Genomic DNA, 13,049 nt, shown 5'->3' with positions numbered 1-13,049 from the left:
GGCGTGCCTGAGACGCGCGCGGCATCGGCTTGAATGGCGGGCGACGGGTTGAGCATTGGCGATGCGGCTTGCACCGGCGCCGGCTTTTGCATCGACGCGAAAGCCGGTGCGGCCGCTGCGCCCAGCGCCGAAGCCGGTTGCGCAAAGCGCGGCGCGAGCGGCGGCAAAGCGCGCGCCGGTTCCGTCGACGCTTCGTTCGCAGCCGCGTTCGCTGCCGCATTCGTTGCGCTTACGTTCGTTGCGCTTACATCAGACGTATTCGCGGCGGACCCGGACGGCGTCACGTCGCCGGTCGCGGGAATCGCGAAAGCGAGCGGTGCGGCATCGGCTTGCGCATCGGCGGCCGGTTGCGTCTGCGACTTTGCTTCGTCCAGTGCGCCGCGCGCGGAGGGCGTCGGCGAAAAACGGAACGCGCTGCTCGTGGGCGCGGCCGGCTTTTCCTTGCGGATGACCGGCGGCACGTCGCGGCGCGGCGAGCGCGTGAATAACGGCGCCGACTGGCGCAGCGTCGCCTGGGTGTCGTCGCGCTGGGCACGCGGCACCTTCACGCGCAGTTCGGGCGCCTGCGGTGCGCCGGGCTTCGCTTCCGCCGCCGACAGATCGACCTCACGCGGATCGATCATGCCGAGCAACGGCCAGCGGCCGCGCGCATCGCGGGCCTCGTTTTCCATACGGATTTCCCGGTAACTGCTCGCGTCTCCGCCGAACCGGTCGAAGAGCGCTTTGACATCGCGCGAGGTGCTCATGAGACGACTCACTGGCCGTGGCCAAAATCAAGGACTGATAAAACGGTACGAGCTAACGGTACTCGCTCGGTAAAAGCTGCCGGTCACGACCGGCAAACCAGGACACGCGCCGCGCGCTCATCGCACGGCGACGCGCGCCGGAGCAACGCGCGGGCCACAAGGTCTATAACGGCACGCGCGACGCCCGACTTCAGGCTGTTGCGCGCGCGAGACGAAATTCGACGACGAATCCTTCGTCAGGCACATCCGCCTGCGCCACCACCAGCTCGGTCGCGCCCATGGCGTCGAGCCAGGCCTGATAGCAGCCCTGCAGGAAAGCGGGAGTCCAAGCGAGCGCCGCGCCGCCGAACGCAGCAAGCGGCGCGCCGTAATGGATGATGCGCAGGTAGTCGCCTTCGTCGGCGAGTTCCACGTAGCCCCACTGAATGCCGGACCAGTGCGCATTCAACGCATCGGCGAGGTCGTCGGTGGACTCGCACGGCGGCAGCGCATGGCTTTCGGCAAAACGCGCGCCGACGCGGAACATCAGTTGACGCAACTCGTCAGGGCTCAGCTGGGACTCGAATTCCGCGGCGAGGGCCCGCAACAGGCCGCGCCACTGAGGGGAAAGATGTTGCTCAAGCAGAAAATCGACGACGGTCGGCATGGGCAGGCTGGTCCAGTTCAGGTCGAAACGCTAAGGTTTTTGCACACTTCGCAACACGGCGTTCGTGACACGAATGTGACGTGCCACAGGCCCCCGCCAGACTACCGCGCGCGTTGAAAGCTATTTGAAATATCGAGTGCAGTCTGATAAGCAATTGCAACATTTCAGACTAAGCCTTGAAATGTTTCATACAAAAATCAGAACAGCCTTCTCGGAAGCCGAAGTATAACGCACGCATATATTGTTAATTCGACGATATTTTCGCCAGACATGCGATGCATCCCCTTTTCGAGACGGTCGTCGTTACCGATTCTTTCATCCAACTGTCACCTTTTTGCGATACGAAAATGCCGCACGACCGTTCGCCGCGATAGCGCTCGCGCGGGCTTGCGGCACGGGCTTGTGGCGCGGATTCGGGGTGCGGCATCGCGCCGCGCCGCCGCGAATTTCGCCGCTCGCCGATTCGCGCCATGTGCGCATGATTCATCCGGATGGCGGGAATAACGGCGCGTAATGACGAATCGTTATTCATCTCGTCGAATAATCCGCGACAGACAGACGGCATTCAATAACGCATGAGAACGCCTCCGAATTGCCGCCGCGCGCAGAAAGATTGAGTAAGACCTGGCATAAAGGTGGAGTAAGAAGCCGTCTCGATACGCCAGGCAGCCTCTTTTTTGCGATGCAGGACGCATTTTGAGACGACTTCGCCGCGTGCGCGCCTTAGCCATCATTCTTAATGCATCGACGCCCCGGATTTGGGATTTTATTTATTGAAAAAAGGGAAAATCCGCACTGAATTGGCGCGAGCATTTCGCCGATTAAATTTAGCAAAAGGCTTTCACCGGCTTCAATACGGAATTCACGCGTTTCAAGCACGCTGGAACAGAGCATGCTTGATTTCCGGCGCGCGTTTTTTCATCGGGAGACCTGTCATGCAAACCGGATTCGCCACGGGCTTTTCGCACGTCAAGCCGCAGGACACGCATTTCAAGGGCGGCGGACTGCGCGATTTCTTCGTCTATCGCGACCTCGGCATTACCGAGGCCACGCACGGCAAAGTGGTCGCGCAACTCGTCCGAGCCAACGAAGCGCCCGAAGCCGGCACCGGCTGGCATCGCCACGAAGCGGACTTTCATATCGTCATCATGCTCAAGGGCTGGGCGCGCTTCATGTATGGCGATCGCGAAACGCTCGTCGAGGCGGGCGATTGCGTGCATCAGGCGCCGGGCATCGCGCACTTCCTGTTCGATTATTCGCCCGACATGGAGTACCTGGAGATCGTGAGCCCCGCCGACTTCAAGTCGATCGACGTTGACGCGCCCTGCGAAGTGCCCGCGCCCACGCCGTGGCAGGCGAACGCGACGCCGGCCGCGCCGTGACTCAACTCCGGGCGCGCGCCTTTACACCGCTCGCGCCGCTCGTGCCGACGCCTAGGCCTGCGCGGCGCGCGCAATGACGGCGTCCGCGTGCGCCTCGGCGGCGAGCAGCGCGCCCAGCGTGACCTGACCCGCGCCGCCCGCGTCCGCTGAAGCCGAACCCGTCGACGAAGCCGTTCCGATGCGCCGCGCGCGCGGCTCGTGATCGTGGATCGTCGAGCGCACCAGCGGGTAAATCTGCGTGTCCCAGCGGCGTCCGTTGAACACGCCGTAGTGCCCCGCGCCGGTCTGCACGTGATGCGTCTTCATATAAGGACGCAGCCCGGAGCACAGCTCCTGCGCGGCCACGGTCTGACCGACGGCGCAGATATCGTCTTTTTCGCCTTCGATCGTGAGCAGCGCGGTGCGCCGGATCGCGTGCGGTTCGACGAGGCGCTCGCCCACTTTCAGCTTGCCGAGCGGCAGCGCGTACTGCTGGAACACCGCGCTGACCGTCTCCAGATAGAACTCGGCCGTCAGGTCCGTGGTCGCGAAATACTCGCGATAGAACACGCGGATCGCGTCCGCTTTCGCGGGATCGCCCTTCGCGCGCTCGTGGCGCATCTCCTCGAACGAGGCCAGATGTCGCTCCAGATTCATCGACATGAACGCGCTCAGCTGCACGAAGCCCGGATAGACGCGCCGCTGCGCGCCGGCGAAACCGCCCGGCACGGCGCTGATCAGATTGCGCTCGAACCACTCGATCGGCTTGCTGTTGGCGAGGTCGTTGACCTTGGTGGGATTCACGCGGCAGTCGATCGGCCCCGCCATCAGCGTCATGCTCGCGGGCTGCGCGGGATCGTTGTCAGCGGCCATCAGCGAGACGGCGGCGAGCGCGGCCACGGTCGGCTGGCAGATCGCGACCAGATGCGCGTCCGGCCCAATGCGGCGGATGAACGCCATCACGTGCTCGACGTATTCGTCGAAACCGAAGCGCCCCGCCGACAGCGGCACGTCGCGCGGATTGTGCCAGTCGGTGATGTAGACGTCGTGATCGGCGAGCATGGTGCGCACGGTGCCGCGCAGCAGCGTCGCGAAGTGGCCCGACATCGGCGCGACCAGCAGCACGCGCGGCTGCGGCGCGGGCGTGTCCTTGCGAAAGTGCAGCAGCGAGCCGAACGGCGTGCGCTTGACGAACTCCTCCGTCACGGGCGTGCGCACGCCGTCGACCTGCACGGCGTCGATGCCGAATGGCGGCCGCGCATGCGTGAGCCCGGCCATTTCGATCTGTTCCCAGCAGGCGTCGAGATAACGCGCGTCGAAACCCGTCGCGAAGGTGGGCCACGCAGCGGGCCACGCAGCAAGCGCCGCGCGCGCGAACGAGGCGGCGGCGCGCCAAGGGCGCGTGAAATCCGCGAAACCCTGGTAGGCCGGATAGGCAAGCAGGTTCATGCGCAAGCTCCTCGTCGGAATGAGCGGCAATGCGCGCAAGAGAGGCAATAGCTATGCCACTCGGCTGTTCGCGCGCTCACGTACGTGCTCGTGCGCGCTCATTGGCACGGTGCTTGCAATTTTTCGGTGATGGCTGGCGCGACGAGCGACGGTTAAACGACGGAGAAACCACGAACACACGGGCGAACACGGGCGACTGATTCGCGTATGCGCGGCGCGTCACGGCGCGGCGGCGCTTCACATCATCGTTACGTGCGCGTGATATCCGTACGACCGGCGCGTGACTGAACGTGAAGGCGCGCACCGCAAAGCCCTGCGCGAGCGGGCGCAGCGTTCCTTCGCGGTGCATCGCGCCCGAACGCTGTGCGCCGCGCTACAGATTGGTGTGATGCGGGTGTGATGCCCGAGGAGGCCGCATGGCTAGTCAGACAAGTCAGACGAATACGACCTTGACGATCAGCAGCCGCAACTATTCGTCGTGGTCGATGCGCGGCTGGCTGCTCGCGAAACTCGCGGGTCTCGACTTCGAGACGCTCGCGGTGCCGATCGACGACGCCGCCGCGCGCGCCGAACTGCTGCTGCTCTCGCCGTCGATTCTCGTGCCCTGCCTGCGCCACGACGGCAACGAGATCTGGGACACGCTCGCCATCTGCGAATACCTCAACGAAATCCGCCCGCAGGCGCATCTGCTGCCCGCCGGGCGCAAGGCGCGCGCGCACTGCCGCTCGGTGTGCGGCGAAATGCACTCGGGCTTCGGCGCGCTGCGCTCCGCGTTGCCGATGAACCTGCGCGGCCACTTTCCGTCGTTCCGCATCTGGTCGCGCGCGCACGACGACATCGAACGCATCGTGACGATCTGGCGCGACTGTCTCCAGCAGTACGGCGGCCCCTGGCTGTTCGGCGAGATCGGCGCGGCGGACGCCATGTACGCCCCGGTCGTCACGCGTCTGCTCACCTACGACGTGCCGATCGACCCCGACATCGGCGAGTACTGCATGCGCGTGCTCAAACAGCCGTATGTGGCCGAATGGATCGCCGCCGCGAAGGCGGAAACGGAGGACATCGACGAACTCGACATGGAGTTCTGAGCGGCGCGCCTTGCCATGCTCGCGTCGGCATGGAAGTTGCATCGGGCGTTCTGGCCCGAAACGGAATCGCGACCGCAAGAACCGTATTTAGAACGAACCAGCAGCGGACGGAAGAACCATCTATGACGCAAGCCTTCTTCAACGAGATGTTCGAGCAAGGGCAATTCGACGTTCGGGGCGTGGCCGCCACGGCGTTCGCGCAAGTGGGCGAACCGCGCGCGCATTACCGCGAATTCTTCGCGTGGATGCGCGGCCAGAGCGAGCAGCAGATGCACAAGAAGCGCGCGGAAGCCGACACGATCTTCCGGCGCGTGGGCATCACTTTCGCCGTCTATGGCGAGAAGGACGTCACCGGCGCGGGCACCGAGCGCACGATTCCCTTCGACGTGATTCCGCGCATTTTCCAGCGCGACGAATGGAACAAGCTGGAGCGCGGCCTGCGCCAGCGCGTGAATGCGCTGAACCGCTTCATCCACGATATTTATCACGATCAGGAGATCGTCAAACGCGGCATCGTGCCCGCCGACCAGATCCTGAACAACGCGCAATATCGCCCGGAAATGCAGGGCGTGGACGTCGCGCGCGACATCTATGCGCATATCGCGGGCATCGACATCGTGCGCGCCGACGAGGGCGAGTTCTACGTGCTCGAAGACAATCTGCGCGTGCCGTCGGGCGTCTCGTACATGCTCGAAAACCGCAAGATGATGATGCGGCTCTTTCCCGATCTGTTCGTGCGCAACCGCATCGCGCCCGTCGCGCATTATCCCGACCTGCTGCTCGACACGCTGCGCGCCGCCGCGCCCTCGGGCGCCGACAATCCCACCGTGGTCGTGCTCACGCCGGGCATGTACAACTCGGCGTATTTCGAGCACGCGTTCCTCGCGCAGCAGATGGGCTGCGAGCTGGTCGAAGGTCAGGACCTGTTCGTCGACAACGACTATCTGTACATGCGCACGACGCAGGGGCCGCAGCGCATCGACGTGATCTATCGCCGCGTGGACGACGACTTTCTCGATCCGCTCGTCTTCCGCCCCGACTCCACGCTCGGCGCGGCGGGCCTCATGAACGTCTACCGAAAGGGCAACGTCACGCTGTGCAACGCGGTGGGCACGGGCGTCGCCGACGACAAGTCGATCTACCCCTACGTGCCCGACATGGTGCGCTTCTATCTGGGCGAAGAACCGCTGCTGAACAACGTGCCGACGTGGATGTGCCGCAAGCCCGACGATCTCCAGTACGTGCTCGATCATCTGGCCGATCTCGTCGTGAAGGAAACGCACGGCGCGGGCGGCTACGGCATGCTGATCGGCCCGGCGTCGACGAAAGCCGAAATCGAGGCGTTCCGCGCGGCGCTGCTCGCGAATCCCGACAAATACATCGCGCAGCCGACGCTCTCGCTCTCGACCTGTCCGACGTGGGTGGAAGCGGGCATCGCGCCGCGCCATATCGATCTGCGTCCGTTCGTGCTCTCGGGCAAGGAAGTGCGCATGGTGCCGGGCGGCCTCACGCGCGTGGCGCTGCGCGAGGGCTCGCTCGTCGTCAATTCCTCGCAGGGCGGCGGCACCAAGGACACGTGGGTGCTCGAACGCTGATCCGCGCGCTGTGCAATCGCGCAACCGCACAATCGGTCAGGAAACCGGATCAAACGGTCTCATGCCGGTTGCGACGCAGCCGAGTCCAAAGCGGACGCCGAAATCACGCGATGAACGAACCGCAATTTGTCGATGACCGGCGGGGCCAGCGCGAACGGGTAGCCGTCCGGCATGCCGAGGCTGCGGTTCAGGCTGTTGAGCACGTAGGTGAGCGGAAACCAGCGCGCCATCAGGTTATCGAAGCTCGCTTCGTCGACGGGCGTCTGGTCGAGCAGCACCGGTTCGTCGCGGCGTTCGGGCAGCAGCGCGAGCCCGCAGGCGGTGGCCGTGTCGAGCGTATCGACGATATGCAGGTAATGCGCCCACGTTTCCGCCCAATCCTCCCACGGATGCACGGACGCGTAGGCGCTCACGTAGCGCTCGGACCAGTCGGGCGCGGGACCGTTGGCGTAATGCGCGGCGAGCGCGTCGGCGTAATTGGCGCGCTCGTCGCCGAACAGCGTGCGAAACGGCTCGATGCGGCGCGTCTCCATCACGAGGCGGTCGAAATAGTAATGGCCGACTTCGTGGCGGAAATGGCCGAGCAGCGTGCGATACGGCTCGTGCAGCGAGACGCGCGTGCGTTCGCGATGGGCGTCGTCGGCTTCGGCGATGTTCATCGTAATGAGACCGTGATCGTGACCGGTGAGCACGCGCTGGCCGTCGCCGGTGTCTTCGAGAAACTCGAATTGCAGGCCGTGCTCGGGATCTTCCGCGCGCGTGGCGAGCGGCAGGCCGAGCGAGGTCAGCGTGGCGAGCAGACGCCGCTTGGCGGTTTCGAGCCGATACCAGTAGACGCGGTTGTCGGGCCGCGAGAGATCGGGAATCGTGCGCGTGAACTGGCAGGCGCGGCAGAGCGTATCGGGCGAATCGGCGGCGATCATGCCGTTGCAGATGTTTTCGACCGCGTAGTTGTGGCATTGGCGGAACAGCGCGGCCGCTTGCTCGCCATCCGCCGCCGCGGCCTGACGCTGGATGCGCCACAAGCCGTCGCCCGCCGCTTCGAACGCGTGCATCTCGCCGCTTTGCGGCACATAGCCGAGCCGCGCGTCGCAGCGTTCGCAGCGCTCGTTCTCGAAGAACACCAGTTGATTGCAGTAATCGCAGTGAAAGGTTTTCATCGCCGCCGTCCCGGGGTGAGTGTGCCGCGCGAGGCGCATGCTGCGCGCGCGCAGCCTCGCGAAGCACGCGGCGTGCCGCGCGCGGCTGTCACATCGCGCACTCGTTGTCCCGGCATCATAGCCACGCGCCGCGCGCGCGCCCTGTTTCATCGTCCACGTCGATCGAGGAGTCGGATGTGTCCATCCGTGTCGCGTTAAACCATGTCACGCAGTACCGCTACGACCGGCTCGTGCATCTCGCGCCCCACATCGTGCGGCTGCGCCCCGCGCCGCACTGCCGCACGCCCATCGTGTCGTACTCGATGCGCGTGGAGCCCGCCGATCACTTCGTGAACTGGCAGCAGGACCCGTTTTCCAACTACCAGGCGCGGCTGGCCTTTCCGGAGCCGATGCGCGAGTTCCGCGTGACCATCGATCTGGTCGCGGAAATGGCTGTCTACAACCCGTTCGACTTCTTCCTCGAACCGGGCGCCGAGCACTTTCCGTTCGCCTACACGCCCGAGCTGGCCGCCGAACTCGCGCCCTATCTCGTGCGCAGCGAGCCGACGCCGCGCTTCGCCGCCTTCATCGAGTCGATCGACCGCACGCCGTCCGCCGAGACCCGCACGATCGACTTCCTGGTCGGGCTCAATCAACGCCTGCAAAGCGAGATCGGCTATTTGATCCGCATGGAGCCGGGCGTGCAGACGCCCGAGGAAACGCTGGAGAAGGGTTCGGGTTCGTGCCGCGACACCGGCTGGCTGCTGGTGCAGACGCTGCGCCAGCTCGGGCTCGCGGCGCGTTTCGTGTCCGGTTATCTGCTGCAGTTGAAGCCGGACGTGAAGGCGATCGACGGCCCGGTCGGCGCCGAATACGACTTCACCGACCTGCACGCGTGGTGCGAGGTCTATCTGCCGGGCGCGGGCTGGATCGGCTTCGATCCGACTTCGGGCCTGCTCGCGGGCGAGGGCCATATTCCGGTCGCCTGCACGCCGGAACCGGGCAGCGCCGCGCCGATTTCCGGCGCGCTCGACGACTGCGAAGTCGAATTCGAGCATTCGATGACGATCGAGCGCGTGCTGGAAACGCCGCGCGTCACCAAGCCCTACAGCGACGAGCAATGGGCGGCCATGCAGGCGATGGGCGCGCAGGTGGACGCCGCGCTGACCGGCCAGGACGTGCGCCTGACGATGGGCGGCGAGCCGACCTTCGTGGCCGAGCGCGACCGCGATGCACCGGAATGGAACACCGACGCGCTCGGCCCGACCAAACGCCGCTACGCCATCGCGCTGATGGACAAACTGCGCGCGCAGTACGGCGCGCGCGGCTTTCTGCACATCGGCCAGGGCAAGTGGTATCCGGGCGAGCAGTTGCCGCGCTGGGCGCTCTCGCTGTTCTGGCGCGCGGACGGCCAGCCGTGCTGGCACGATCCGTCCTTGTTCGCCGACGAACGCACGCCCACGCATCACACGGCCGCCGACGCGCAGCGCTTCATCGCGCATCTCGCGGGCAAGCTGGGCGTCGAGCCGAAATACGTGCAGCCCGGCTACGAGGACACCTGGTACTACCTGTGGCGCGAGCGTCGCCTGCCCGTGAACGTCGATCCGTTCGAATCGCGTCTCGACGACGAACTCGAACGCCTGCGCCTGCGCCGCGTGTTCGACGCGGGGCTCGACGCCGTGACCGGCTACGTGCTGCCGCTGGTGCGCGAGCGCGCGTCGTCCGCGTTGCCGGCGCTGCAATCGCCGCGCTGGGTCAGCGGCCCGTGGTTCTTCCGTGACGAGCGCATGTATCTGATGCCGGGCGATTCGCCGATGGGCTATCGCCTGCCGCTCGACTCGCTGCCGTGGGTGGCGGCGGCCGACTATCCGTGGCAGCACACGCACGATCCGTTCGCGCCCGCCGAGCCGCTGCGCAGCGCCGCCGAATTGCGCATGCAGTATCGCGAAGGTTTCGAGCTGGGCGCGCAGGCGTATGGCGATGCAGGCGGCGCGGTGGGTGCTGATGCTTCCGCTGACGGCAGTGGCGATGATGAAAGCCCGCGCGGCCTCGCCGACGACCGGGCCGCCCACGCCAACTTCACCGATCGCTACCCGCAACGCGGCGAATCCGCCGCCTGGATCCGCCGCACGGCGCTGTGCGTCGAAGCCCGCGACCCGGCGCGCGCCGCCGGTCCGAAAGCCGAAGCCGACGCGTTCGGCAGCGGACAAGGCCAGTTGCACGTCTTCATGCCGCCGCTCACCGAACTCGACGACTATCTCGACCTGCTCGCCGCCGTCGAAGCCACCGCCAGCGACCTTGCGCTGCCCGTCGTCGTCGAAGGCTATCCGCCGCCGCGCGATGCGCGCCTCAAGATGCTCCAGGTCACGCCCGACCCCGGCGTGATCGAGGTGAACATCCACCCGTCGTCGAACTGGGAGGAACTGGTCGAGCGCACCGAATTCCTCTACCGCGCCGCGCACGAAACCGCGCTTTCGTCCGAAAAGTTCATGCTCGACGGCCGCCACACCGGCACCGGCGGCGGCAATCACCTCGTGCTCGGCGGCGCCACGCCCGCCGACAGCCCGTTCCTGCGCCGCCCCGACTTGCTCGCGAGCCTGATCGCGTACTGGCACAACCATCCGTCGCTGTCTTATCTGTTCTCGGGCCTCTTCATCGGGCCGACGAGCCAGGCGCCGCGCGTCGACGAAGCGCGCAACGATCAGGTCTACGAGCTCGAAATCGCCTTCGCGGAGATCCAGCGGCAAGTCGATCTGCTGCGCGGCTTCGGGGAAGCCAGCATGAATGGCGGAAACGGCGCATCCGTGCCGCCCTGGCTGATCGATCGCGCGCTGCGCAACATCCTGATCGACGTGACCGGCAACACGCACCGCGCCGAGTTCTGCATCGACAAGCTCTATTCGCCCGACGGTCCGACCGGCCGCCTCGGCCTGCTGGAACTGCGCGGTTTCGAAATGCCGCCGCACGCGCGCATGAGCCTCGCGCAGCAACTGCTGCTGCGCGCGCTGGTGGCGCGCTTCTGGCGCACGCCGTACACGCAGCGCCTGACGCGCTGGGGCACCGAGCTGCACGACCGCTTCATGCTCTCGACTTTCGTGCAGATGGATTTCGACGACGTGCTGACCGAGCTGCGCGACGCGGGCTTCGCGCTCGACGCCGGCTGGTTCGCGCCGCACTTCGAATTCCGCTTCCCGCTGGTGGGCGAGCTGCAGACGAGCGGCATCGCGCTCACGCTGCGCAACGCGCTCGAACCGTGGCACGTGATGGGCGAGGAAGGCGCGCAGGGCGGCACGGTGCGTTACGTGGATTCGTCGGTGGAACGTCTGGAAGTGCGCGTGCTGGGCCTGAACGAAAGCCGTCATCTCGTGACCGTCAACGGCCACGCGCTGCCGCTCCAGCCGACCGGACGCGTCAGCGAAAGCGTCGCGGGCGTGCGCTTTCGCGCGTGGCGCCAGGCGGCTTCGCTGCATCCGACCATCGGCGTGCATGCGCCGCTCACGATCGATATCGTCGATACGTGGAGTGGCCGCGCCATCGGCGGATGCCAGTATCATGTTGCGCATCCGGGCGGCCGCAATTATCAGACGTTTCCGGTCAACGCGTACGAGGCGGAGAGCCGGCGGCGCGCGCGCTTCTTCACGACCGGACACACGCCCGGCCCGTTCGAGGCCGCGCCGCCCTCGCGCAGCCTCGAGTTTCCGTTTACGCTGGATCTGCGGCGCGGCTGATTTCTGCCGATAACACGGTTGACTGACACGCCGGCCCACGCCCCAACCGAAGACGCGCCCCGCTTGCCGGGGCGCGCCGCCATCAGCGCCCAGGCGCAGCAGCGACGATCTTGCCGACTCAATCCACCCTGCCGTTCGACTCCGCCGCCGACGAGACCCTCGCACTCGCGCCACTGCGCTCGCTCCCCGTGCGCGACGGCCACTGGGACGAACTGCGCGCGCCGGACGGCGCCTTGCGCGAACCGTGGCGCCAGTTCTTCGCGCTGCTCGGCGAAGCGGGCGCGGCGGGACTCGACGACGCGGCGGCCTCGGTCGCGCGCCAGGTCCGCGAGAACGACATCACCTACAACGTCTACGCCGATCGCGGCGGCCCGCGTCCGTGGTCGCTCGACCTGCTGCCGCTGTTGATCGACGAAGACGAATGGGCGCTGATCGAGCGCGGCGTGGCGCAGCGCGCGCGGCTGCTCAACGAGATCGTCGCCGATATCTACGGGCCGCAGACGCTGCTCGCGCGCGGCCTGCTGCCGGGCGCGCTGGTGTTCGGCCACCCCGGCTATCTGCGCGCGGTGAAGGGCTTCACGCCGCCGGATCGCCAGTATCTGCAGATCGTCGCGCTCGACCTCGCGCGCGCGCCCGACGGCCAGTGGACCGTGGTTTCGCATCGCACAGAAGCGCCGTCCGGGCTCGGCTATCTGCTCGAAAACCGCCTGATCGTCTCCAGCCTGTTCGCCGAGCCGTTTCGCGCGATGCGCGTGCACCGGCTTGCGCCCTCGTATTCGCAGTTGATCGCGACGCTCGCGGACGCCGCGCGCGCGATCATGCGCGCCGACGAGCACAGCGCGCGCGGCGGCTCGCCGCATATCGTGCTGCTCACGCCTGGGCCGTTCAGCGAGACCTATTTCGAGCATGTGTTTCTCGCGCGCTATCTCGGCCTCACGCTGGTCGAAGGCAAGGACCTCACGGTGCGCGACGACATGCTCTACCTGAAGACGCTCGGCGGCCTGGAGCGCGTGCATGCCGTGCTGCGCCGTCTCGACGATACGTTCTGCGACCCCGTCGAGCTGCGCGCCGACTCGACCATCGGCGTGCCCGGGTTGCTTCAGGTGATGCGCGCGGGCAACGTGATGGTCTCGAACGTGCCGGGCGCGGGCTTCGTGGAATCGCCCGCGCTGCACGGCTTCATGCCCGGCATCGCGCAGGCGCTGCTCGGCGAGCCGCTCGTGCTGCCCGGCGTGCCGACGTGGTGGTGCGGCGAGGACGCCGCGTGGCGCGACGCGCTCGCGCAATTGCCCGAAGC

The 13,049-nt window shown here is 66.4% G+C and carries 10 protein-coding genes; 5 read left to right on the top strand and 5 right to left on the bottom strand.

The annotated features are described in order from the left end of the window. The 3 genes from bcsP to G3N97_RS30075 form a co-directional block, all read right to left on the bottom strand. Window positions 1–746, bottom strand: a 746-nt coding sequence (gene bcsP / locus G3N97_RS30085; RefSeq protein ID WP_241030919.1) for a cellulose biosynthesis protein BcsP, incomplete at its 3' end; no start/stop codon positions are given. Window positions 747–936: 190 nt separating this feature from the next. After that, window positions 937–1,392: a cellulose biosynthesis protein BcsD gene (gene bcsD / locus G3N97_RS30080; RefSeq protein ID WP_205996580.1), complete on the bottom strand. Its 456-nt coding sequence runs from the start codon at window positions 1,390–1,392 to the stop codon at window positions 937–939. A 244-nt stretch (window positions 1,393–1,636) separates the two neighbouring features. After that, the gene (locus G3N97_RS30075; protein ID WP_205996579.1) at window positions 1,637–1,924 is read right to left on the bottom strand and encodes a hypothetical protein; all 288 of its coding nucleotides are present in this window, start codon (window positions 1,922–1,924) and stop codon (window positions 1,637–1,639) included. A gap of 403 nt (window positions 1,925–2,327) precedes the next feature. Between G3N97_RS30075 and G3N97_RS30070 the strand changes: the two genes are divergently transcribed. Further along, the gene (locus G3N97_RS30070) at window positions 2,328–2,774 is read left to right on the top strand and encodes a cupin domain-containing protein (RefSeq protein ID WP_205996578.1); all 447 of its coding nucleotides are present in this window, start codon (window positions 2,328–2,330) and stop codon (window positions 2,772–2,774) included. A 51-nt stretch (window positions 2,775–2,825) separates the two neighbouring features. Here the strand turns inward: G3N97_RS30070 and phaZ are convergent, their stop codons facing one another. Beyond that, a complete protein-coding gene (gene phaZ, locus G3N97_RS30065; RefSeq protein ID WP_205996577.1) occupies window positions 2,826–4,202 on the bottom strand; it encodes a polyhydroxyalkanoate depolymerase in 1,377 nt (458 codons plus the stop codon). Between the two features lie 416 nt (window positions 4,203–4,618). On the opposite strand from phaZ, the gene G3N97_RS30060 reads away from it, so the two are divergent. Together G3N97_RS30060 and G3N97_RS30055 are read left to right on the top strand one after the other, a co-directional pair. Further along, window positions 4,619–5,290 carry a glutathione S-transferase family protein gene (locus G3N97_RS30060; protein WP_205996576.1) on the top strand — a complete coding sequence of 224 codons (672 nt, stop codon included), beginning with the start codon at window positions 4,619–4,621 and terminating at the stop codon, window positions 5,288–5,290. 122 nt (window positions 5,291–5,412) lie between these two features. Next, a complete protein-coding gene (locus G3N97_RS30055; RefSeq protein WP_205996575.1) occupies window positions 5,413–6,885 on the top strand; it encodes a circularly permuted type 2 ATP-grasp protein in 1,473 nt (490 codons plus the stop codon). A gap of 59 nt (window positions 6,886–6,944) precedes the next feature. Here G3N97_RS30055 and G3N97_RS30050 read toward each other — a convergent pair whose 3' ends face one another. Next, window positions 6,945–8,045, bottom strand: a complete 1,101-nt coding sequence (locus G3N97_RS30050; protein WP_205996574.1) for a putative zinc-binding metallopeptidase — start codon at window positions 8,043–8,045, stop codon at window positions 6,945–6,947. 176 nt (window positions 8,046–8,221) lie between these two features. Between G3N97_RS30050 and G3N97_RS30045 the strand changes: the two genes are divergently transcribed. Both G3N97_RS30045 and G3N97_RS30040 read left to right on the top strand, forming a co-directional pair. Then, window positions 8,222–11,752 (top strand): transglutaminase family protein, encoded by a 3,531-nt coding sequence (locus G3N97_RS30045; protein ID WP_205996573.1) that lies wholly within the window; start codon window positions 8,222–8,224, stop codon window positions 11,750–11,752. Window positions 11,753–11,862: 110 nt separating this feature from the next. Continuing rightward, window positions 11,863–13,049: circularly permuted type 2 ATP-grasp protein (locus G3N97_RS30040; protein WP_205996572.1), on the top strand; the 1,187-nt coding region annotated here is incomplete at its 3' end.

Source organism: Paraburkholderia sp. Ac-20347 (genome assembly GCF_017104805.1).
In the GTDB taxonomy this organism is placed as follows: Bacteria; Pseudomonadota; Gammaproteobacteria; order Burkholderiales; family Burkholderiaceae; genus Paraburkholderia; species Paraburkholderia tropica.
Note: the sequence above shows the minus strand (reverse complement) of the source record. Positions and strands in the feature narration are given on the sequence as shown.